General features: G+C 66.3%; 17 protein-coding genes and 3 pseudogenes. 7 read left to right on the top strand and 13 right to left on the bottom strand.

Features of this window, described 5'->3' with window-relative positions; all coding sequences use genetic code 11:
- Positions 1–79: 79 nt before the first annotated feature.
- The 3 genes and pseudogenes from ACNFIA_RS18460 to ACNFIA_RS18470 form a co-directional block, all read right to left on the bottom strand.
- Positions 80–721 (bottom strand): annotated as a pseudogene (locus ACNFIA_RS18460) (three-Cys-motif partner protein TcmP); the annotation flags it as partial.
- Positions 722–742: 21 nt separating this feature from the next.
- Positions 743–1,486 (bottom strand): DUF5131 family protein, encoded by a 744-nt coding sequence (locus ACNFIA_RS18465; RefSeq protein ID WP_416787445.1) that lies wholly within the window; start codon positions 1,484–1,486, stop codon positions 743–745.
- Between the two features lie 29 nt (positions 1,487–1,515).
- Positions 1,516–2,487 (bottom strand): site-specific integrase, encoded by a 972-nt coding sequence (locus tag ACNFIA_RS18470; protein WP_416787448.1) that lies wholly within the window; start codon positions 2,485–2,487, stop codon positions 1,516–1,518.
- A 179-nt stretch (positions 2,488–2,666) separates the two neighbouring features.
- Between ACNFIA_RS18470 and ACNFIA_RS18475 the strand changes: the two genes are divergently transcribed.
- Both ACNFIA_RS18475 and ACNFIA_RS18480 read left to right on the top strand, forming a co-directional pair.
- The gene (locus ACNFIA_RS18475) at positions 2,667–3,665 is read left to right on the top strand and encodes a DNA-binding protein (RefSeq protein WP_416787451.1); all 999 of its coding nucleotides are present in this window, start codon (positions 2,667–2,669) and stop codon (positions 3,663–3,665) included.
- 197 nt (positions 3,666–3,862) lie between these two features.
- Complete coding sequence (locus ACNFIA_RS18480) at positions 3,863–4,045, top strand: hypothetical protein (protein ID WP_416787455.1); 183 nt, start codon at positions 3,863–3,865, stop codon at positions 4,043–4,045.
- Between the two features lie 826 nt (positions 4,046–4,871).
- On the opposite strand, the pseudogene ACNFIA_RS18485 reads toward ACNFIA_RS18480, so the two are convergent.
- Positions 4,872–6,515 (bottom strand): annotated as a pseudogene (locus ACNFIA_RS18485) (sigma-54-dependent Fis family transcriptional regulator); the annotation flags it as partial.
- A 349-nt stretch (positions 6,516–6,864) separates the two neighbouring features.
- Between ACNFIA_RS18485 and ACNFIA_RS18490 the strand changes: the two are divergent.
- The 5 genes and pseudogenes from ACNFIA_RS18490 to ACNFIA_RS18510 all read left to right on the top strand — a co-directional run bounded on the left by ACNFIA_RS18490 (position 6,865) and on the right by ACNFIA_RS18510 (position 12,212).
- Positions 6,865–7,928: pseudogene (locus ACNFIA_RS18490) on the top strand (ATP-NAD kinase family protein).
- Positions 7,909–8,883: a thiamine pyrophosphate-dependent dehydrogenase E1 component subunit alpha gene (locus ACNFIA_RS18495; protein ID WP_416787458.1), complete on the top strand. Its 975-nt coding sequence runs from the start codon at positions 7,909–7,911 to the stop codon at positions 8,881–8,883. Before ACNFIA_RS18490 ends, ACNFIA_RS18495 begins: the two are co-directional and overlap by 20 nt.
- 32 nt (positions 8,884–8,915) lie before the next feature.
- Positions 8,916–9,935 carry an alpha-ketoacid dehydrogenase subunit beta gene (locus tag ACNFIA_RS18500; protein ID WP_416787462.1) on the top strand — a complete coding sequence of 340 codons (1,020 nt, stop codon included), beginning with the start codon at positions 8,916–8,918 and terminating at the stop codon, positions 9,933–9,935.
- Positions 9,932–11,044 (top strand): acetoin dehydrogenase dihydrolipoyllysine-residue acetyltransferase subunit, encoded by a 1,113-nt coding sequence (locus ACNFIA_RS18505; protein WP_416787464.1) that lies wholly within the window; start codon positions 9,932–9,934, stop codon positions 11,042–11,044. The genes ACNFIA_RS18500 and ACNFIA_RS18505 overlap by 4 nt, the downstream gene beginning before the upstream one ends.
- Before the next feature lie 103 nt (positions 11,045–11,147).
- Positions 11,148–12,212, top strand: a complete 1,065-nt coding sequence (locus ACNFIA_RS18510; protein WP_416788000.1) for a 2,3-butanediol dehydrogenase — start codon at positions 11,148–11,150, stop codon at positions 12,210–12,212.
- Between the two features lie 122 nt (positions 12,213–12,334).
- Here the strand turns inward: ACNFIA_RS18510 and ACNFIA_RS18515 are convergent, their stop codons facing one another.
- The 9 genes from ACNFIA_RS18515 to tagQ all read right to left on the bottom strand — a co-directional run bounded on the left by ACNFIA_RS18515 (position 12,335) and on the right by tagQ (position 20,836).
- Positions 12,335–13,447 (bottom strand): alkene reductase, encoded by a 1,113-nt coding sequence (locus tag ACNFIA_RS18515; RefSeq protein WP_416787467.1) that lies wholly within the window; start codon positions 13,445–13,447, stop codon positions 12,335–12,337.
- A 142-nt stretch (positions 13,448–13,589) separates the two neighbouring features.
- Positions 13,590–15,818 carry a molybdopterin cofactor-binding domain-containing protein gene (locus tag ACNFIA_RS18520; RefSeq protein WP_416787468.1) on the bottom strand — a complete coding sequence of 743 codons (2,229 nt, stop codon included), beginning with the start codon at positions 15,816–15,818 and terminating at the stop codon, positions 13,590–13,592.
- A complete protein-coding gene (locus tag ACNFIA_RS18525) occupies positions 15,802–16,287 on the bottom strand; it encodes a (2Fe-2S)-binding protein (RefSeq protein WP_416787471.1) in 486 nt (161 codons plus the stop codon). The genes ACNFIA_RS18520 and ACNFIA_RS18525 overlap by 17 nt, the downstream gene beginning before the upstream one ends.
- Positions 16,284–17,549 carry a c-type cytochrome gene (locus ACNFIA_RS18530; protein ID WP_416787472.1) on the bottom strand — a complete coding sequence of 422 codons (1,266 nt, stop codon included), beginning with the start codon at positions 17,547–17,549 and terminating at the stop codon, positions 16,284–16,286. The genes ACNFIA_RS18525 and ACNFIA_RS18530 overlap by 4 nt, the downstream gene beginning before the upstream one ends.
- Before the next feature lie 350 nt (positions 17,550–17,899).
- A complete protein-coding gene (locus ACNFIA_RS18535) occupies positions 17,900–18,388 on the bottom strand; it encodes an HAD hydrolase-like protein (protein WP_416787474.1) in 489 nt (162 codons plus the stop codon).
- Positions 18,325–18,546, bottom strand: a complete 222-nt coding sequence (locus ACNFIA_RS18540) for an HAD hydrolase-like protein (protein ID WP_416787476.1) — start codon at positions 18,544–18,546, stop codon at positions 18,325–18,327. Before ACNFIA_RS18540 ends, ACNFIA_RS18535 begins: the two co-directional genes overlap by 64 nt.
- A 220-nt stretch (positions 18,547–18,766) precedes the next feature.
- On the bottom strand, positions 18,767–19,357 hold the full coding sequence (locus ACNFIA_RS18545; RefSeq protein ID WP_259754994.1) for a hypothetical protein: 591 nt from the start codon (positions 19,355–19,357) through the stop codon (positions 18,767–18,769).
- 33 nt (positions 19,358–19,390) lie between these two features.
- Entirely contained in the window at positions 19,391–19,801 is a 411-nt protein-coding gene (locus ACNFIA_RS18550) for a DUF3592 domain-containing protein (RefSeq protein WP_416787479.1), read from the bottom strand.
- Positions 19,802–19,891: 90 nt separating this feature from the next.
- Positions 19,892–20,836: a type VI secretion system-associated lipoprotein TagQ gene (gene tagQ, locus ACNFIA_RS18555; protein WP_259754992.1), complete on the bottom strand. Its 945-nt coding sequence runs from the start codon at positions 20,834–20,836 to the stop codon at positions 19,892–19,894.
- Between the last annotated feature and the right edge of the window lie 56 nt (positions 20,837–20,892).

Raw genomic sequence — 20,892 nt, forward strand, 5'->3', positions numbered from 1 at the left:
CAGCTCAATCGGGGCAGCAGGACGGCCGGTTTTCATATGTTGCTCCAAGGCATCTCTGATGCTGAAAAGCCTAGACCAAAATATGAGTGTTATTTGTGAAACGCCACACTAGGTACGTGATTAGAAAGTCGACATTGAAGGTCAGCAGGACCTCAGCATTGCTGAGGTGCTGGAAGATCCATTTGATCTGGCCGAATGGCACGTCGCCGTAGCCGTATTGATCGAGCAGAAACAGAACGCGCTCGCTTTTTCCAAAGGCCTTGAGGCTTTGCGCAATGGCCGGGAGGGCTTTGGTGAACTCGGTGGTATGCAGGTGAATGTCCTGTCCAATACGGGCCTGATGGCCGCGGCTGGCCAGGACTGCGTGCAAACAAGCAGTATTCTCCGGTTTCACATCCACAAAGTGATGCTGCGAGCAGATCGGTCGATGCTTGATGCGCCCCACGTTGTTGCGCATTTCCGATTCCTGGATTGCCTCCAGGGCGATCACCGGGGAGCCGAAGTGGAGACTGCCTGCGCTGTCGTTATATATGCCTCCACCGCTGAAACCATCGACAATCGATAGGCCGAGCAGTGGCATTTGCTGATTCCGCATCAGGACATCGATGTAGGCCTGGATGTAGTCGTCGATGATCTGGTGCTTGATCTTGCTGTGTGGATCGATGGTGGGAAAGGTTTGGGTTGCCCAGTCCCAGCGGTACTTCTCGTCATCCTTGGCCATCGGGTCGTCCTTGTTTTGATATCAGGCGAGGGTCAGCAGCGGAATTTCATCCCAGGTCTGGCCCTTCAGCAACCGGCCATTGGCTTTCTTCGAACGCTTCACGCCATCGGAGCCCCAGCCGCCCCATTGTTTGAAAAAGAAAGCAGCGCCAAAGGCATCGCACTGGCGGTGGATGTTATCCACCCACTCCTGCTTCATCGGCCGGGCCTTGGCGCCGGACTCGCCGCCGACGATGACCCAATGGATGTCAGTCAGGTTCAGTTCACCCAAGTCTTCTAGTAAGGGTTCCGCGGAGAGGAAACGGATCGTGGCGTTGATGCGGCGCAGGCAGTCGATCCTGGGCACGCCGTATTCCCGGTCCTCGACCGAGACCCCCAGCCAAGCGTTGGCCGGCGGTGTGCGCTGGCTGAAATAGTCGGCCAGGCGCTCGGCCCGCTTAGTGAGGATCTGGAAGGTATGCTGCGAGGCCTGGCGGATAACCGCGAATACCTGGTCGATGTAGGTGTCCGGCACCTGCTCATGGAACAGGTCAGACATGGAATTGACGAAGTAGATGGTCGGCTTTTTGCGCAGCAGGGGCTCCTGCAGTTTCTCCGGGCGCAGGCTGAGGCGGAAGCCGTTCTCGTAGCCGGGCGTGCCCATGGCCTGCAAGCGACGCGCCATGTTCTCGGCATAGCAGTGTTTGCAGCCCGGCGACACCTTGGTGCAACCCACCACCGGGTTCCAGGTCATTTCCGTCCATTCGATGCTGGTCTGCGTACTCATTGCACCGTCACTCCTGTCGTGCGTCGATGTTAGTGAGAAGCTGGCACTTGAGTCAAAGTGCTGGCATTTAGTTCGAGAGCTGGCCTCGCAGCGAGGCCGCCAAAGGAGATGGCAGGATCGATGTAGCGCATCGCCGATTTGATGTCCTTCCACCCCACGTAAGTCATTAGCGCCTTGATGTCCCAGCCATTGGCCGTGGCCCAGGTGGCGAAGCCTCGACGCAATGAGTGGCTGGTGTAAAGGTCAGCTTGGATACCCGCACGCTGGAGTATCTGCCGCAGTAAGGCGATCAGGCTGCCAGGATTCAAGCCAGCCTCGTTCAAGTTGCCCCAACGGTCCAGCCGGCGAAAAACCATCCCTCGAGCAATCCCTGCTGCGCTGATCCAGTCGAGATAGGCCTGTACTGGGCACAGCCGCCTCAGCGCAGGCGCGTAGTGAGTGGTACCAATGTTGTCCCGGTCGCCCTTGCTCCAAGGCAAAAACAGTGTCATGCCAGCACCGGCTTCGGCTTGAATGTGCTCCACCTGCAAGCGGCACAGTTCATCGCTACGAAAGCCTCGCCAGAAGCCGATTAGTAGCAGTGCCGTATCCCGCCGACAGCGCAAATATCCTGCCAGGTCTTCGGCTTGAAACAGACGCATAGCCTCCTGCTCCAAGCACTCAACTGCCTGCTCCAGATGCTGTAATTGCAGCGGCGCGGCCTGCTTTGTCTGGCTTGGGTGCAGGGTGCGAATGCCCTTCAGCACCTGGTGTACGGTCGGGGTCTTGGTGGGATCTGGGAAGCCCTGCCTGATATGCCACTGCGCGAGGGCGGCGAGGCGCTGCTTCAGCGTGTTGAGGCTCAGCGTGTCGGCGTAATCCACCAGGTAGCGCACGATGGCGTCACTGGTGGCCGGCAAGAAGCCGCCCCAGGTCACTTCAAAGTGCTCAATGGCGGACTGGTAGCTGCGGCGAGTGTTTTCCCTCGTACCAGCCCGCAGGTAACGCTCAACATCCTTCATCGCTGATTCACGCTCGTTTCGTACCGAAAAACGGTCGTTCAGCGGCCGAATAGGTCGCTGTTATCGAATAACCCTCCATTATTTTATCAGAGAACAGCACATTCATTTTGCAGAGTTTCGAGCATAATCAGTATGTAATTACGTGGTATGTAAACCGATACGAAATCGTAGGAGCAATTATGGCTCGTGGCGGCATTAACAAGGCGCTGGTTCAGAAGGCACGGCAGGCCATCCTGGCGCGGGGGGAGCATCCCAGTATCGATGCCGTCCGTGTGGCACTGGGCAACACCGGCTCGAAAACCACCATCCACCGCTACCTGAAAGAGCTGGAAGAAGCCGATCACGGCCGGAGGGCGGCGCCGGCGGCGCTCAGTGACGAGTTGGCCAATCTGGTGGCGCACCTAGCCGAGCAGTTGCTGGAGGAAGCACAAGCGGAAGTGACCCGGGAGCGCGAGCTACAGGACCGCGAACGCCGGGATTATCAGGATCGATTGCGCCAGGCGGAGGATCGCGGCCAGCAGTTCGAAGGCAAATGTACGGAGCTGACCGAGTGGTTGCAGACGGCACAACAGGAACTGCAGCAAGAGAGGCAAGCCCGGCAGCTTGCCGAAGTCGAAAGCGCTCGTTTGCTCCAAGCCCACCGCGACTTGGAAACACGCCTGCAGGACCGCGACGGGCAGATTCGCTCGCTGGAAGAGAAGCATCAGCATGCACGCGATGCCCTAGAGCACTATCGCCAAGCCGCCAAGGAGCAGCGAGAGCAGGAACAGCACCGGCACGAGGGGCAAGTGCAGCAACTGCAACTAGAACTGCGGCAGCTGCAGCAAACGCTGATGTTCAAACAGGACGAGATGACACAGCTGAACCGAGATAATGCCCGCCTATTGACGGAAGCTCGTCAGCAGCAGAAAGACCTGCGCGCCCTACAGCTGCAACTGACGCAGCACGAGCAGACTCTGGAGAAGAGGCAGCGGACCTTGATCGAGTCCGAGCAGGCGAACAGTGCCTTGCGGGAACGCTGCGATACGCTTCAATGTGAAGTAGCTCGCCTAGACGAAGCCAGGGCTACCCAGAGCCAGCTTGTGCAGAGCCTCCAGGAGCGCCTGGTCGAAGCTCTCACGCAGTTAAAACTCCTTGCTTCGCCGCCAGTCGACTCGACAAGCAACCAGGCCGGATGAGTGCATTCGAGTAGCAAAGTACGCTGCAGCCTGCCGCTACAATTATGGTTTTTGCGTAATTGCATAGGTCAAAGCCAGTGCAATTGCGTGGTCAAGTCAGATGCACTTCCGCATCGACTACACAGAGGATGGCTGACTTGTCTTCCAGGTCAATGGCTAATACGATAAGCCCCAGATTTATTGACACTGAGTTGTCTATGACCGCCACCAAGCGTCAAATCAAACCGCTGAATCAGCCTGACATTGTTGCTCAGTTCGAGGCAAAAGCGCGGCGCCTGGCTGGCCGTACGTCCGAAAACCAGCTCCGCTTCCTCAAGGTGGCCAAGGCTAAGGGCAAGGAAATGGAACCTGTCGGCCGGATGGCCGGCGTGCGTGCTTAGAGCTTACGCTCTCCAAGAGGCCGCCCTAGGGCGGTTTTTTTTGCGTCCAGTGTTTACCCGCCCTTAATCCAGGGTCGGCCCATAGCTCCAGATCAAGAATCCCACCGCCGCCGTGCAGCCCATCACCAACTACACGTACTCCGGCGAACTCATTGCGAATCCCGGCCGACCCTCCACAATTCCTGGATTGCTTCGTCCACTTCATCTAACACGGCTTCAGGTGATACTCGACCCCAGGCCTCAATGGTGGCGCCTACTCGCGTAGGTAGTTTGCCGACCTCCACGACAAGCCGGCCACCTCGATCAGATACAGCCAGCGCTACGGCCGTCGCCAGCAAGGATAGTTCCTCGGGAGTCAGTACGTCACACGCACGACTACTGTGTAGCAACTGCTGATACGCAGAAGGCAAGTCGAGCATAAGCTTGCAAACCTCGTTTGTGCCTCGAACGACGTCAGGGCCGCCCCAAAATCGAAAAAACCGGCACTAGGTCGGTTTTTCCACTTGAAGCTAAGGCTGAACTCAATCGGCCCGCCTCAGGTTGAGTCATTCACTGATGCTACTTCCCAACAGACGCACAGTAAACGTCGTCCGAGGCACAAGCAGCGTGATGTAACTGCAGGTCAAGCCAGATGAAGTGTCGCAAGGAGTTAAGAAAATTTTAGCTCTTCACTCATGAACGTCTGCACGGCAGCCATCGCGCAATGGCTCAGTACAAGACGGTAGTAGGTTGGGACTGATGCGGCTGGCTTAATGGATATTTAATAATAAAAACATCAAATTACAGATCAAATGAATGAATTTCCCCCTCATCTCGGCATGCCCCCGATCGTCGCGGCGCTGCAGATGGCGCAGGCATACCGCAGCACATGGCGCAGCTGGCGAACGTTGCCCGGCCAGTGATAGCCCAGCAGACATTCCAGCGCGCTGTCGCACAGGCTGACGCTGATGCCGCACAGTGCCGCCTCTTCGTCGAGAATGCGGTTGATCAGCGTCAGTTTGTCGGTGCGCTCGCGCAGTGGCGGCAACTCGAAGCGCGCACCGCTGAGGCGGAAATACAGGTCCTCGCGAAACGCGCCGGCTGACACCAGCGCCGCCAGGTCGCGGTGGCTGGCACAGACCACCTGGATATCGATCGCCTGGCGCCGGGCTGCGCCCAGCGGCGCGACTTCGCCCTCGGCCAGCACCCGCAGCAGGCGCGTCTGCAACGCCAGCGGCATGTCGCCGATCTCGTCCAGGAACAGCGTGCCGCCGTCGGCCTGCTGCAGCAGCCCGCGCATGCCTTTGCGCTCGGCTCCGGTGAAGGCGCCGGCCACATACCCGAACAGCTCGCTTTCGATCAGGCTTTCCGGAATCGCGGCGCAGTTCAGGGCAACGAAGGGTTTGTCCCGCCGCAGACTCATCTCGTGCAGCTGGCGGGCGAAGACTTCCTTGCCGGCGCCGGTTTCGCCATGGATCAGCACCGGAAGGTTGCGGTTCTTCACCCGTACCGCCAGGCGCAGCGCCTCGGCGATGCGGGCATCCTCCACCGCCGCCCTCCCCGGCACCGCCACGCTGGCCGCGCGCCTGGGCACGCTGAGGCGAATGTGCAGGCCATGTTCGGCGAGATGGTGCGGGCCTTCGTCAGCGGCGGCGCGCAGCTTGTCCAGGTCGAAAACCTCGCCGATGTGCTCGGGCAGCTTGCCGTAGCGCTCCTGCAGGTAGCGGCGCGCCATCGGGTTGAGCGCCCGGAGACGGCCGTCGCCATCCCAGGCGAGCAGATAATCCGGCTGGCTGTCCACGTAGCCGGGCGCCGAATGGGCGCGCAGGACCCATTGACCGCGCGTGCTGTGCATGAAGAAGGCATTTTCGATCTGGCGGGCGCTCTGCACCGCCATCTGGCGGATCAGGTGCTGGCTGCGGCGGTCATCCGGCGACTCCACGGCGGACACGTCGAGCACGCCCAGCAGTTCGCCCCAGGGGTCGAACACCGGCGCCGCGGAGCAGGTCAGGCCGATGAAGGCGGCGCGGAAGTGATCGCGCTTGTGCACGGTCACCGGGACGCCGTTGGCCAAGACGGCGGCCACCCCGCAGGTCCCCTCCTCGCCTTCGGACCAGCAGGTTCCCAGGTACAGCCCGGCCCGCCGGCACTCGCTGCGAATCGCCGATTCCACGCGGTAGTCGATGGTGCGGCCCTGGGCGTCGGTCAGCAGGACGCAATAGTCCGCGTCGCGCACGCGGCCATGCAGGCGCGAGACTTCCTCGCCGGCGATGCGCAGGAAGCTGTCGGCGCGCTCGCGGCATTCCTTGAGCAGCGTCTGGCTGAGGATGCGCGGCCCCTGGAGGGATCCCGGGTCGAGGTGATGCTGCTCCATCGAGCGGCGCCAGGAGTCCAGGATCAGGTTCGGCACCGGCAGGTCAGGCAGGCCTCCGGCATGACGCAGCACGCGGCTGACACAGTCCACGTGGGCTTTCGAGTTGGCAGGCAGCATGGGGCCTCCACGGCTCGGATCTTTTTCTTGTGAGGCCCATTTAAGCCCCAGCCCGCTCGCCAGACAAGCACGGCGGCCAGACGGCACGGGCGTGAGACGCCGCGTCTCAGCGTCTCGCCACCGGGCCTTGCAGCCTGACATGCGGCGTCTCATTCGGCGCTTCACGAGCGCTCATCGTGACCCATCGTGCAGGGCTCTGGCACGCGGCTTTCCGGCGGTTTCTCCGGCCGCTGGCATCGACTTTGCCCCTTTCTGTCAAAGGCCGCCGCGTGGCGGTCGTGACACCCAGAACAACAACAAGAGATGCCGTCATGCCCTTTCCTGCTCGTTTTCCCGGGTTCGGTGCGCCATGAGCCTGCGCGTCGGAATCATCGCCAACCCAGCCTCGGGCCGTGACCTGCGGCGCCTGACCGCCAACGCCGGGCTTTACTCCAGCACGGACAAGGCCGCCGTGGTGCAGCGCCTGCTCGGTGCGTTCGGCGCTTGCGGTATCGATGAAGTCCTGATGCCGCCGGACATGACCGGCATCGCCGCCGCCGTGCTCAAGGCCAGCACCAGCCGCCATGCCCGCGACAGCCGTTGGCCGCGCCTGGAGTTCCTCGACCTGCCGCTGCGCCAGAGCGTGGAGGACACCCGCCTGGCCGCGCGCCTGCTGGCCGAGCGCGGTGTCGCACTGGTCGCGGTGCTGGGCGGCGACGGCACGCACAAGGCGGTGGCCGCCGAGATCGGCGAGATTCCGCTGCTGTGCCTGTCCACCGGCACCAACAACGCGTTTCCGGAATTGCGCGAAGCCACCGGCGCCGGCCTGGCCGGCGGCCTCTACGCCAGCGGGCGCATTCCGCCGCACGTTGCCCTGCGGCGCAACAAGCGTCTGCGCGTCCGGCTGGCCTCGCGCGGTATCGACGAGATCGCGCTGGTGGAAGTCGCGGTCTCCCCATTGACCTTTACCGGCGCCCGCGCCATCTCCCGCGCCGACGACCTGGCGGAAATCTACGCCGCGTTCGCCGAGCCCCACGCCATCGGTCTCTCGTCGCTGTGCGGGCTGTGGAACCCGGTGTCGCGGCGCTGCCCGCGCGGCAGTTGGCTGCGCCTGTCGCCCCAGGCCGACGAGGCGCTGCTGGCACCGCTGGCACCCGGCCTGCTGCAGGCCTGCGGCGTGGTGGCCAGCGGCAGCCTGGAACCGGGCATCCCGCGCCGGCCGCTGCTGGCGGCCGGCACCCTGGCCCTGGACGGCGAACGGGAAATCGAATTCGCCGCCGCCGACCGCCCCGCCATCACCCTCGAACTCGACGGCCCGCTGAGCATCGACGTCGAGGCCGCCCTGGCTTCGCCGCCTGCCATCGCCTGCTGGCCGTTCCTGGCAAGCCCGTGAACCACCCTGGAGAACAACAAGATGTCCACGCTATCGACTGAGCAATTGCTGAATGCCTACCGCGTGATGCGCACCATCCGCGCCTTCGAGGAACGCCTGCACGTGGAGTTCGCCACTGGCGAGATTCCCGGCTTCGTCCACCTGTATGCCGGCGAGGAAGCGTCCGCCGCCGGGGTCATGGCGCACCTCGACGACGAAGACTGCATCGCCTCCAACCACCGCGGCCACGGTCACTGCATCGCCAAGGGCGTCGACGTGTACGGCATGATGGCCGAGATCTACGGCAAGAAGACCGGCGTCTGCCAGGGCAAGGGCGGCTCGGTGCACATCGCCGACCTGTCCAAGGGCATGCTCGGCGCCAACGGCATCGTCGGCGCCGGCGCACCGCTGGCTGCCGGGGCGGCGCTGGCCGCCAAGCTCAAGGGCAACCGCGCGGTGGCCGTGGCCTTCTTCGGCGACGGCGGATCCAACGAAGGCGCGGTGTTCGAGGCGATGAACCTGGCCTCGGTGTGGAACCTGCCGTGCATCTTCGTGGCGGAGAACAACGGCTACGCCGAGGCCACCGCCTCCAACTGGTCGGTGGCCTGCGACCACATCGCCGACCGCGCGGCCGGCTTCGGCATGCCCGGCGTGACGGTGGACGGCTTCGACTTCTTCGCCGTACACGAGGCCGCCGGCGCCGCCATCGAACGCGCCCGCGCCGGCGAAGGCCCGTCGCTGATCGAGGTGAAGCTGACCCGCTACTACGGCCACTTCGAAGGCGACGCCCAGACCTACCGCGCGGCCGACGAGGTCAAGCACTACCGCGAAACCCGCGACTGCCTGATGCAGTTCCGCGACCGCACCACCCGCGCCGGCCTGCTGCAGGCCAGCGCCCTGGACGCCATCGATGCCGAGGTCGAGGCCGGCATCGAAGAAGCGGTGCAACGCGCCAAGGCCGACCCCAAACCGTCCCCCGCCGACCTGCTCAGCGACGTCTACGTCGCCTACCCCTGAGCCGCCCGAAGAACAACAACAGGAGAGCCATCATGGCCAGAAAGATCAGTTACCAGCAGGCCATCAACGAAGCCCTGGCCCAGGAAATGCGGCGCGACGCGACCGTCTTCATCATGGGCGAGGATAATGCCGGCGGCGCCGGCGCCCCTGGCGAGGACGACGCCTGGGGCGGCGTGCTGGGCGTGACCAAGGGCCTGTACCACCAGTTCCCTGGCCGCGTGCTGGACACCCCGCTCTCGGAGATCGGCTACGTCGGCGCCGCGGTGGGCGCCGCCACGCGCGGGCTGCGCCCGGTGTGCGAGCTGATGTTCGTCGATTTCGCCGGCTGCTGCCTGGACCAGATCCTCAACCAGGCGGCCAAGTTCCGCTACATGTTCGGCGGCAAGGCCGTGACGCCGCTGGTGATCCGCACCATGGTCGGCGCCGGCCTGCGCGCCGCCGCGCAACATTCGCAGATGCTCACCGCGCTGTGGACGCACATCCCCGGCCTGAAGGTGGTCTGCCCCTCCTCCCCCTACGACGCCAAGGGGCTGCTGATCCAGGCGATCCGCGACAACGACCCGGTGATCTTCTGCGAGCACAAGCTGCTCTATTCGATGCAGGGCGAGGTGCCCGAAGAGCTCTACACCGTGCCCTTCGGCGAAGCCAACTTCCTGCGCGACGGCGACGACGTGACCCTGGTGACCTACGGGCGCATGGTGCACCTGGCCATGGAGGCGGCCACCAGCCTGGCGCGCCAGGGCGTGTCCTGCGAGGTGCTGGACCTGCGCACCACCAGCCCGCTGGACGCCGACAGCATCCTGGAAAGCGTCGAGAAAACCGGGCGCCTGGTGGTGATCGACGAAGCCAACCCGCGCTGCTCGCTGGCCACCGACATTGCCGCGCTGGCCGCCGAGCGGGCCTTCGATGCGCTCAAAGGGCCGATCCGCCAGGTCACCGCGCCGCACACGCCGGTGCCCTTCTCCGATGCGCTGGAAGACCTCTACATCCCCAGCGCGGCCAGGATCGAAGCCACGGTGCTGGAGCTGGTGAACGGGAGGAAGGTGGCATGAGCCGTATCCATACCCTGACCATGCCCAAGTGGGGCCTGTCGATGACCGAGGGCCGGGTGGATGCCTGGCTCAAGCAGGACGGCGAGACGATCGAGAAAGGCGACGCGGTGCTGGACGTGGAGACCGACAAGATCAGCAGCAGCGTCGAGGCGCCCTTCTCCGGTGTGCTGCGCCGCCAGGTGGCCCGCGAGGACGAAACCCTGCCGGTGGGCGCGCTGCTGGGCGTGGTGGTCGAAGGCGACGCTAGCGAGGCCGAGATCGACGCGGTGGTCGAACGCTTCCAGGCCGAGTTCGTGCCCGGCGGCGACGGCGAAGCCGACAGCGGCCCGGCGCCGCAGAAGGTCGAGCTGGACGGCCGCACCCTGCGCTATTTCGAGCGGGGCGAAGGCGGCGATGCGCTGCTCTTGATCCACGGCTTCGGCGGCGACCTGAACAACTGGTTGTTCAACCACGAAGCACTGGCGGCCGACCGTCGCGTCATCGCACTGGACCTGCCCGGCCACGGCGAATCCGGCAAGCAGTTGCAGCGCGGTGACCTGGACGAGCTGAGCGACGCGGTCCTCGCCCTGCTCGATCACCTGGACATCGAGCAGGCCCACCTCGCCGGGCACTCCATGGGTGGCGCCGTTGCGCTCAATACCGCACGCCGGGCGCCTGAGCGGGTGCGCTCGCTGAGCCTGCTGGCCAGCGCGGGACTGGGCGAGGAGATCAACGGCGCCTACCTGCAGGGCTTCGTGGACGCCGCCAATCGCAACGCGCTCAAGCCGCCGCTGGTGCAACTGTTCTCAGACCCTGCGCTCGTCACCCGGCAGATGCTCGAGGACATGCTCAAGTTCAAGCGCCTGGAAGGCGTGGACAGCGCGCTGCGCCTGCTGTCGTCCCAGCTGTTCGGCGACGGTCGGCAGCAGGTGGCGCTGCGCGACGTCCTGGCCAGCGGCGCGCCCCCGGCGCTGGTGATCTGGGGCGACGCCGACGCCATCATTCCGGCCCGCCATGCCGAGGGGCTGCAGGCGGAAGTCCACGTACTGCCGGGCCAGGCGCACATGCTGCAGATGGAAGCGGCGGACGCGGTCAACGCCCTGCTGCTGGATTTCCTCCAACGCCATTAGGCAACGCCACCAAAACAATGCCATCGACTCAACGCCATTGAACCAGCGCCCGGCCAACCGGCCGGGCCTGCAGGAGATCATCATGACCCTCACTTCCAACAGCATGCGCGCGGCGGTCTGGCACGGGCGCAACGATATCCGCGTGGAAAGCGTGCCGCTGCCGGGCGACCCGGCCCCCGGCTGGGTGCAGATCCGCGTGCACTGGTGCGGCATCTGCGGCTCGGACCTGCATGAATACGTCGCCGGGCCGGTGTTCATTCCGGTCGAGGCGCCGCACCCGCTCACCGGCATCAAGGGCCAGTGCATCCTCGGCCACGAGTTCTGCGGCGAGATCGTCAAGCTTGGCGCGGGCGTCGAGGGCTTCAGCGCTGGCGAAGTGGTGGCCGCCGACGCCTGCCAGCACTGCGGGACCTGCTACTTCTGCCGCACGGGCCTGTACAACCTGTGCGAGAGTCTGGCGTTCACCGGGCTGATGAACAACGGCGCGTTCGCCGAATGGGTCAACGTGCCGGCCAACCTGCTCTACAAGCTGCCCGAAGGCTTCCCCGCCGAAGCCGGCGCGCTGATCGAGCCGCTGGCGGTGGGCATGCACGCGGTCAAGAAGGCCGGCAGCCTGCTGGGGCGCAACGTGGTGGTGGTCGGCGCCGGCACCATCGGGCTGTGCACCATCATGTGCGCCAGGGCGGCGGGTGCGGCCCAGGTCATCGCGCTGGAGATGTCCTCCGCGCGCAAGGCGAAGGCGCGGGAAGTCGGAGCCAGCCATGTGCTCGATCCCAATGAATGCGACGTGCTGGCGGAGATTCGCCGACTCACCGACGGGCTCGGCGCCGACGTGAGCTTCGAGTGCATCGGCAACAAGCACACCGCCAAGCTGGCCATCGATGCCATCCGCAAGGCCGGAACCTGCGTGCTGGTGGGCATCTTCGAGGAGCCCAGCTCGTTCAACTTCTTCGAGCTGGTCGCCACCGAGAAGCAGCTGATCGGCGCCCTCGCCTACAACGGCGAGTTCGCCGACGTGATCGCCTTCATCGCCGATGGCCGCCTGGACATTTCGCCGCTGGTGACCGGCCGCATCGAGCTGGAGCAGATCGTCGAGAAAGGCTTCGAGGAGCTGGTGCACAACAAGGAGCACAACGTGAAGATCATCGTCTCGCCCCGGGCGGCCTGACCTCAACCTTGGGGCCGTGAGCGGGCGGCCCGGCCCCGGCGCCAGGCCGGGGCTTTTTTTACCGTCACAATGCCTGGGCACTGCCCTGCCCGCCTTGCCTGCCGACACGGCGAGCCCGCACCTCAGGGATGGGTGGGATAGTCGATGTACCCCCGCTCATCGCCGCCGAAGAACGACGCCGGATCGGGCGTATTCAGCGGCAGGCCTTCGCGGATGCGCCGCGGCAGATCCGGGTTGGCCAGGAACGGGCGACCGAAGGCGATGACGTCCGCGCGCCCGTCCGCCACCGCCTGCGCGGCGGTCGTCGAATCGTAGCCACCGGCGAGGATCAGCACGCCATCCCAGGACTCGCGCAACTGCCGGATGATGGCATCCCAGCCGGGGTCGACCTGCTCGTCCCGTACCGTGCCGACGATGGCGGGCTCGACCAGGTGCAGATAGGCCAGGGACATCTCGTTCAGGCGCTCGACCAGGTAGCCGAAGGTGTCGTGCGGGGTGTCGTCGCCCATTCCCATGAAGCGGCCCATCGGCGTCAGGCGCACACCGACCCGCTGCGGGCCGATCTGCGCCGCCACCGCCGCGACGATCTCCAGCACCAGGCGCGTGCGGTTCTTGATGGTGCCGCCGTACTGGTCCTGGCGCTGATTGCTGGCACTGTTGATGAACTGGTCGAGCAGGTAGCCGTTGCCGGCATGGATCTCGACGCCATCCATGCCCGCCGCGATGGCATTGCGCGCCGCCACGCGGTAATCCTCGATGATGTCGCGGATGCCGTCGAGCGTCAGTTCCTGCGGCACCGGCACGTCGCCCCAGGTACCGGCGCCATCGGCGCCCACGATGAAGGTCTTGCCGGGCACCGGCAGCGCACTGGGCGCGACGGGCAGGCCGCCGTCGGGCTGGAAGCTCGGGTGCGACACGCGGCCGACGTGCCAGAGCTGCATGAAGATCAGCCCGCCTTCGCGGTGCACGCCCTGCGCAACGTCCCGCCAGCCTTCGATCTGCGCCGGGCTGTAGACGCCCGGCGTCCACGCGTAGCCCTGGCCCTGGCGGGAGATCTGCGTGGCTTCGGTGATGATCAGCGCCGCGCTGGCGCGTTGGCGGTAGTACTCGACGTTCATCGCGGTGGGCACGTCGCCCGGCTGTCCGGCGCGCGACCGCGTCAACGGCGCCATGGCGATGCGGTGCGCCAGGGTATGGGTGCCAAGCTGGATGGGTTGGAACAGGGGCTGGGTCATTTCGGGTGGTTTCCTAAGTGGTTGCTGGTTGCTGGCCACTCTAGGAAACCCCCGTCGCCTTGATAATCCGCCGCCTCGGCTCAACCGTATTGCGCGTGGCGCAACGCTTGGCGCACGTAAACTGCATACGCGCCGACAGCGCTCAGCCGCGAGCCAGGGGCAGGTTCAGCGGCCGCTGGCCGGTGGCGTTGGCGAGGGCATTGCCCAGGGCGGCGGCCATCGGCCCCTGGACGATTTCCGCAGCGCCGAGGAACGGCTGGCCGGGCTGGTCCAGCAGGTGGACCTCGACCTGCTCGGGCAACTGCGGGAAGCGCAGGATCGGATAGCCGCTCCAGTCGTAACTGCGCACGCCGCCGGCGTCGTAGCGCAGCGCCTCATAGAGGCTCCAGCTGGTGGACTGGACGATCCCGCCTTCGACCTGGTTGCGCAGCCCGTCGGGGCTGACGATCTGCCCGACATCCACGGCGGTCACCACCCGTTTGACCTTCACCTCCCCGGTCTGCGGGTGCACCCACACCTCCACGGCAATGGCGCAGTAACCCATGATGTTCTTGTAGCGGGCGAAGGCAAAACCGACGCCTGAGCCGGCCTGCGCTGCCTTGCGCGGCCAGCCGAAGGCGTCGCGTGCGCGCTCCACCACCGCCCGCGCGCGGGGATCGTCGAGGTGGTCGAGGCGAAACTGCACGGCGTCCACCCCGGCCTGCCGAGCCAGTTCGTCCAGGCAGGCCTCGATGGTGAAGACATTGATGTGCGCCCCGAGCGAGCGCATGGCCGAGGTTCGGAACGGCATCTGCGTAATGAAGTGCATATCGATGCGCGTCGAGCCCAGGCGGTACAGCGGCACGGCATTGCGGTCGCCGTCCCCCTCGGGCTGGGCGATGGGGATCGACGGCGCCGAGGCGAAGGGCCGTGCCAGCAGGCGCGCGGGGATCAGCCGGCCGGCGTTGACGATTCGCTCATTGTGAGGCGTCGTCCACAGCTCGCCGCGCCAGTCAGCCAGGCGGCCCTCGCTGTCGAGCGTGGCCTGCACCTGGGTGATCATCGCCGAGCTGTAGGGCTCCCAGAGGTTCTCCTGCTCGCGCATCCATTGCAGCCTGACCGGCACGCCGGGGACTTTCATGGCGATCAGCGCGGCGTCCGCCGCGGCATCGTCCGCGCCGTTATGCCCGTAGCAGCCGGCGCCCTCGCTGTGGATGCAGCGCACCTGCTCCAGGGGCAGACCGAGCATTTCGGCCAGCCCGGCGCGCAACGGGTAGACGCCCTGGGTGTGGGTCCAGACGGTCAGCACCCCGTCCTTGAACCAGGCCACCGAACAGGACGGGCCGATGGAACCGTGCATCAGGTACTGCTTGGTGACGCGCGCTCGGTACTGCGCCTTCGCAGCGGCAGCCGCCGGCTGGCCTTCCTGGCGAATCGGGTAGGTTCTGGCTTCCAGGCGCGGCAGCAGTTCATGGATCGTGCGCTCGTCCGGGATGACGTCGCCTCCCGTCCATTGCGCCACCTCGTAGCCCACCCGCATGGCCTTGATCGCCTGCCATTCGTCCCGGGCGACCACGGCGAGGTAGTTGCCGTCGCGGATGACCTCGACCACGCCGGGCAGGCGGCTCAGGCGCTCGGCGTCGAAGGCGACAAGCCTGCCCCCCGGACGCGGCGGCCGGATGACGCGGGCGTGGAGCATGCCCGGCAACCGCAGGTCCTGGACGAACGCCTCGCCCCCGCTGACCTTCGCGGGGATATCCAGGCGCGGTAGCGAACGGCCGATCACCTGGAACTCGCCCGCCGGCTTCGCGGGGGACTCGCGGCCGGCATAGCGGTGCAGGTCCACGCCCGCCACGGCGTCGTGGTAGGCCATGCGCCGGCCATCGGGCGCCAGGATGGCTCCATCGCGCGTGGACAACTGCTCGACCGGCACATGCCATTGGCGCGCCGCCGACTCCAGCAGCAGTTGGCGGACCTGCGCCGCCGCATTGAACAGCGCCGTGCCACTGTCGAAGATGCTGTGGCTGCCGGCGGTATAGCCCTCGTTGGGCGTCAGCGCGGTATCGGCGGTAATCAGCTGGATCGCGCGTGGGTCGACCTCCAGGCGCTCCGCGGCGATCTGCAGCAGCGCGGTCCGCACCCCGGTGCCCAGCTCGACCTTGCCGGTGTACACCGTGATCCCCTCGGCGTCGAGGCGAATCCACGCATCCAGGTACGGGTTGGTGCGCAGGCTGCCCCGCAGGTCGGGCGCCAGGACCTGCGTGCCCAGCGTGTCCACCTCGGTGTCGGCCAGGGCGCGCCGCGCCGTGGGCAGTAGCGCGAACGCCACCACCAGTGCGCCGCCGCGCAGGAACGCACGGCGGGAGCAATCCAGCTCAGCGGCGGTTTTCATGGGGCATGGCTCCTTGTTCGGCGACGTGGCGGATAGCCTTCACGATGCGCAGGTGGGTTCCGCAGCGACACAGGTTGCTCGCCATGTACGCGCGGATGTCTTCCTCGCTCGGGTGCGGATTGCGTTCGAGCAAGGTCTGCGCGCGCATCAGCATGCCGGCGATGCAATAGCCGCATTGCGCCGCCTGCTCATCGATAAAGGCCTGCTGCAGCGGGCCGGGCCGCTCGGCGCTTCCCAGGCTTTCCACGGTGCGAATCGACTTGCCGGCGAGCCCCGAGCAAGGCGTCAGGCAGGCGAACACCGGCTTGTCGTCGACGATCACCGTGCACGCGCCGCACTGCCCCAGGCCGCAACCATATTTCGCGCCGTTGAGCCCCAGGTGATTGCGCAGCGCGTAGAGCAGCGGCATGTCCTCATCGAGGTCGAGCGTGTGCGGCTCGCCGTTCACCGTCAGCGTGGTCTGAGTCATGGCGTCTGCTCCCGTAGGGCATCGAGGGTGGTTGAAAGGTCCTGCCAGGGTTGCTGCGGCTTGGCCTTGGCCCGCAGATAGGCCGCGAGTTGCGCAAGCTGGCGGTTGTCCAGGCTCGCCGCGAACGGCGGCATGGCCGGGCCGGCCTGGCCTGGCGTGGGTGGCAGGCCTTCGAGGACGGTCTTGATGAAGTTGCGCGGGCTGTCGGCGCGCAGCGCGGAGGTCGTGGCGAGCGCCGGGCGCGCGTCGATCTGGCGCATCGGCGCGGCATCGTCATGACAGCCGGCGCAGGAGGCTTGGAACAGTGCGGCGCCCTGGTTCTGCTGCGCGTCGGCCGGCGCCTGCCGCGGCGCCGGCGGGACGGCACTGGCAGCGGCTGGCGGCAGGCTCAGCAGATACTCCGCGATGGCCTGCACGTCGGCGCTGGGTAGGCGCGCAAGCCCCAGGCTGACCGGGCGCATCGGCCCCGCCGCGGCGCCATGGTCGGCGGCCACCTCGCCGCGCAGGTAGGCGAGCAGTTGCTCGTGGGTCCATGGCGCCGGGGCGCTGGCCATGCCACGCAGGTCGGGCGCCTCCCAGCCATCGACGACCCCGCCGGCCAGTTGCTCGCCGGAGCTTTCGGCCCCCAGCAGGTTGAGCGGCGAATGGCAGGCCGCACAGTGGCCCGCGCCCTCCACCAGATAACGGCCACGGTTCCACGGCGCGGATCGCGTGGCGTCGTAGGAAGAGGTTTCTCCTCGCAAAAAGAGGATGTTCCAGAACGACACGAGCGGCCGGAGGCTCATCGGGAAGTTCATCTGGTTGTCCGTCGCCGGTGCGTTCACCGGCGGGCCGCTCATCAGGTACGCATAGGCATCGCGCAGGTCGTCGTCGGTCATCCGGCGATAGTGGACGTAGGGAAAGGCCGGATAGAGAAAATGCCCGTCCCGGGAAATGCCGTGGCGCATCGCCCGCTCGAAGGCTTCGAACGACCATTGGCCGATGCCGGTGCGGGCGTCCGGGGTGATGTTGGTGCTGTACAGCGTGCCGAACGGCGTGACCAGGCCGAGGCCGCCCGCCAGGTAGGCGCCGCCGGGCCTGGTGTGGCAAACCGCGCAATCACCGGCCTCCACCACGAGGCTGCCCCGGCGGATCTGCTCCTGGGACGCCGCGGCGAGTTCCCCCCGCGGCGCGATGGCGGGCCGCCAGAGGATGGCGAAGGCCAGTGCGACGCCCACCGCCGCCAGGACACCCAGGCCGGTCCAGATCGTTTTTCGCGTCATCAGCACTCACCTCCGCAATCCATGGATACCGCACCGGGCGTGTTCCAGTTTCCTGGCCGCGTCGCGTGGAGTGGCTATCGACTCCGGCGACTGCGGCATGCCGGCTCGAATGGTAGGGAGCGCGTCCTGATTGGAATATCGCCCCACCGAGCAAAACCGCGTTGCGCCACGCGCAATGCCTGTTGGCATGCATCAGGGAAATGTCGCGACGGCAGGACGTGGCGCGTGGACGCAGTGGCCCGCCCGCGTGGCAGCAGGACGCCATTCCCCGCCTGCGGCATCTTTGCGGGGCGCGGGTACTGAGGGCGAGTTAAAGCTCGTTAAATCCTATGAAGGCGGCAAGCGACGGCTCAGCCGGCCATCGGCTCGCCGCGTGGCTGTGCCAGCTGCTGCAACTGGCCGATGCTGGCGAACCACCGGTGCTGGCCCAGGCCGCTGAAGGCCTCCGGCGCGCCGTAGCCCCAGGCCACCGCGCCAAAGGCTATGCCGGCGCTGGCCGCGGCTTCGCCGTCCATGGGCTGGTCGCCCACGTAGATCGTCTCCTCGCGCGTCACGCCGAACTGGCGCATGACCCGGTTCAGGCGCGAGGCCTTGCCGAAGATCGATGCCCCGCACTCCAGTGCGCGGATGTGCCGGCAACACGGCCCCAGCACATGGGCGACGTTCTCCCGGGAATTGGACGACACCACCGCCAGGATCACGCCCTGCCGGTCAAGCTCGGCCAGCGTCGCGGCGATGCCATCGAAGAGCTGGATCGCGCTGCGCTGCTGCTTCATCAGGCGGGTGAAGCTGCGCGCCACCAGCGGCAGCTTCCAGCGCGGTAGGCCCAGGCGCGCCATGATCTGGCGTGCGCCCTGGTGCGCAGGCTGTCCAGGTCCTGCGGATGGATGCGGCTGAAGCCATGTCGATCGGCGACCTGTTTGAACACCCCGACGAACCAGGGAAAAGAATCGGCCAGCGTGCCGTCGAAGTCGAAAATGGCGAGTCGATAGGTCATCCGGATAGTTCTCGTGGGTGCCCGGGCAGGTGCGTTCAACAGGATCGCGGCGGCCCTCAGGGCGGCCGGCGTTGCGCGGCCAGGCAACGGCCACGCAACGGCCAGGCAACGGCCAGGCAACGGCCAGCAGCGTGCCCTGCCCTGCGCGCCGGGTCCAGCGCGGCGGGCGTGCTGGGGGATGACGATCGGACGCCTTGCGCCCGACCGTCGCGCAGCGGGCCTAGAACAGCCCGCCGATGTACACGGCCGCGCCGCCGCCCGCTTGCAGGCCGGCGGTCACGCCGCGCATGAACAGCGCGCCACGCGCCGACTGCAGCAACTGCCGCTGGACGGTGAAGCCGCCCAGGATCTGGGACGCCGGCACGGCCGACATGGCCATGGTCAAGGCCAGGAGCTTGGCATCCAGCCCGAACAGCACCGCCGTCCCGCTGTAGCCCAGGCCAAGACCGCCCGCCAGTTCGATGTAGGCGCAGGCGCCGGTGATGTCGTCGTGGCTCAGGTCGCGGTCACGCAGCGCATCGGACACATACACCTGGCCGGTGCTGGGGAAGGACTCGGCGGCACCGGTGGCGCCGACGCTCTTGCCGCGCACGTTGAGGTTGACCTTGCCGATCTTCGGCAGGCGGGCGCCGAAGCCCGCTCCCACCCCCACGCCACCGAAGGAGAACTTGTCCTCCTGGCCTTGCGGGTTCTTCAGCACCAACTGCCCGCCCCCGCCGGCCAGGAACATGAAGCTCACGCCCCCGCTGCTGCCGGTGACGTATTCCCAGGCGCTCGCGCGCAGGCTGATGGGGATGATCGAGTTTTCCATGGTTCAGATTCCTTTGAACGAAATACACGCGCCCTACCGGCGCTTGAGCAGCGAATGCAGGCCGACACCGGCGAAGGCGGCGCCCAGCAGACCGAGCAGGGCCGTCATGCCCCACAGGGCGCCGATGTCATCGACGATGGCGCTGGCCTGGGCGCGTTCGGGCAGGTACAGCACGCGAACGCTCTGGCCTTGCTGGTAGCCGAAGATCAACCCGTTCTGCGGATAGGAAATCCTCTGGCCGTCGTCCGTGGTGAAGGCCACCTGCGGGTGCGAGCCGCCGGCGTTGAGGCTCTCGACCTGGCCGTCGGCGACGTGGGCGTTGCGCAGGAACTGCACGCGGTCGACCACCTCGTAGGCGACGATCGCCAGGCAGACCAGGCCGATCACGCCGAACAGCAGGCCGCGCAGGACTTCAGCGGGGCGGGAAACGGAAGCTTCAGACATCGCGGGGACTCATCCTTGTTCAGTGACTGCCCCCTTCGGGCGGGCCCGAAGGGGGAACAACGGCGGCCGGCGCAACGCCGGCCTCCTGGCTTACGCGTTCGGGCAGGGAACCGGTGCCCAGTCGCCGATATCCGGGTTCTTGCACATGCCGTTGACCTGGGTGGTGCCCTGGGAGGCAACCTCCACGCTCTTCAGCTGCTTGGCCTGGGCATCACGCAGGGCGCGCTCGGAAGCGACCGCTTCGCTAGGCACTACCGGGAGTTTCTTCTGCTGGGTCTTGGTCTTGGTCTTGGTTTTCGCCTTGGTCGGCGAGGTGGTGGTGCTGCTGGCCTGGGCGACGGTGGCGACGTCGGCACGCTTGACGCCAACGGTCTGCAGGTCCTTCTCGTAGGCCTGGGTGTAGTTGCTCAGGTCTTCGCCGGCCTTGCCGCTGACCGCGGTGATCAGGTCGTTGGATTCCTTCAGGCCGGCGACGATTTCCGCGAGGCGCTTGCGACCTTCGTCGTCCTTGATGGTCCCGGCCTTGCGCTGTTGCAGCAGCGCGCTGAACTGCTGCTGGTAGCAGGACTGCGACGCCTGGGCGTAGGCCACGCTGCGATCGATGTCGGCGGAGCTCTTGTCCGCGTCGGCGGCGTAGGAAGCCAGGCGCTGATGGTCGTCGGTGATCTGCTTCTGCTTCTCGGTGTAGTAGCCGGCGGCGCCGCCGACCAGCGCACCACCGGCAGCGCCGATGGCGGCGTTGCGGCCGCGGTCTTCCTTGTTGCCGACCAGCGCGCCGGTCAGGGCACCGCCCACCGCGCCGATCACGGCGCCGGTGGCGACCGACTTGGTCATGTTGGAGTCGGTGTCGCGCAGGTGCTGCACCGGCTCGTAGCAACTGGGGTAGTACTCGACCTTGGTGCTCTTGCCGATCTGCGAGACCGGCGAGCTGGAGCAGCCGCTGAGCAGGACAGCGACACAGGTGAAGCCGGCGGTGGCCAGCGTCAGCGCGCGACGGCGCGGGTGCAGGGATACGGAGTTAGCGAACGATTGCATTTCTGGGCTCTCTACTGGGGTTTGACCACCCCGGAAACGGCGGGTCGCCGACCGGG

Origin of the sequence: Pseudomonas sp. NY15437 (assembly GCF_048068435.1) — a bacterium.
Taxonomy (GTDB): domain Bacteria; phylum Pseudomonadota; class Gammaproteobacteria; order Pseudomonadales; family Pseudomonadaceae; genus Pseudomonas; species Pseudomonas nitroreducens_B.

What these genes read in the sequence shown, in the direction of transcription:
- ACNFIA_RS18465 (WP_416787445.1), bottom strand. Translation starts at nt 1,486, where the DNA reads ATGAGTACGCAGACCAGCATCGAATGGACGGAAATGACCTGGAACCCG.
- ACNFIA_RS18470 (WP_416787448.1), bottom strand. Translation starts at nt 2,487, where the DNA reads ATGAAGGATGTTGAGCGTTACCTGCGGGCTGGTACGAGGGAAAACACT.
- ACNFIA_RS18475 (WP_416787451.1), top strand. Translation starts at nt 2,667, where the DNA reads ATGGCTCGTGGCGGCATTAACAAGGCGCTGGTTCAGAAGGCACGGCAG.
- ACNFIA_RS18480 (WP_416787455.1), top strand. Translation starts at nt 3,863, where the DNA reads ATGACCGCCACCAAGCGTCAAATCAAACCGCTGAATCAGCCTGACATT.
- ACNFIA_RS18495 (WP_416787458.1), top strand. Translation starts at nt 7,909, where the DNA reads ATGTCCACGCTATCGACTGAGCAATTGCTGAATGCCTACCGCGTGATG.
- ACNFIA_RS18500 (WP_416787462.1), top strand. Translation starts at nt 8,916, where the DNA reads ATGGCCAGAAAGATCAGTTACCAGCAGGCCATCAACGAAGCCCTGGCC.
- ACNFIA_RS18505 (WP_416787464.1), top strand. Translation starts at nt 9,932, where the DNA reads ATGAGCCGTATCCATACCCTGACCATGCCCAAGTGGGGCCTGTCGATG.
- ACNFIA_RS18510 (WP_416788000.1), top strand. Translation starts at nt 11,148, where the DNA reads ATGCGCGCGGCGGTCTGGCACGGGCGCAACGATATCCGCGTGGAAAGC.
- ACNFIA_RS18515 (WP_416787467.1), bottom strand. Translation starts at nt 13,447, where the DNA reads ATGACCCAGCCCCTGTTCCAACCCATCCAGCTTGGCACCCATACCCTG.
- ACNFIA_RS18520 (WP_416787468.1), bottom strand. Translation starts at nt 15,818, where the DNA reads ATGAAAACCGCCGCTGAGCTGGATTGCTCCCGCCGTGCGTTCCTGCGC.
- ACNFIA_RS18525 (WP_416787471.1), bottom strand. Translation starts at nt 16,287, where the DNA reads ATGACTCAGACCACGCTGACGGTGAACGGCGAGCCGCACACGCTCGAC.
- ACNFIA_RS18530 (WP_416787472.1), bottom strand. Translation starts at nt 17,549, where the DNA reads ATGACGCGAAAAACGATCTGGACCGGCCTGGGTGTCCTGGCGGCGGTG.
- ACNFIA_RS18535 (WP_416787474.1), bottom strand. Translation starts at nt 18,388, where the DNA reads ATGGCGCGCCTGGGCCTACCGCGCTGGAAGCTGCCGCTGGTGGCGCGC.
- ACNFIA_RS18540 (WP_416787476.1), bottom strand. Translation starts at nt 18,546, where the DNA reads ATGACCTATCGACTCGCCATTTTCGACTTCGACGGCACGCTGGCCGAT.
- ACNFIA_RS18545 (WP_259754994.1), bottom strand. Translation starts at nt 19,357, where the DNA reads ATGGAAAACTCGATCATCCCCATCAGCCTGCGCGCGAGCGCCTGGGAA.
- ACNFIA_RS18550 (WP_416787479.1), bottom strand. Translation starts at nt 19,801, where the DNA reads ATGTCTGAAGCTTCCGTTTCCCGCCCCGCTGAAGTCCTGCGCGGCCTG.
- tagQ (WP_259754992.1), bottom strand. Translation starts at nt 20,836, where the DNA reads ATGCAATCGTTCGCTAACTCCGTATCCCTGCACCCGCGCCGTCGCGCG.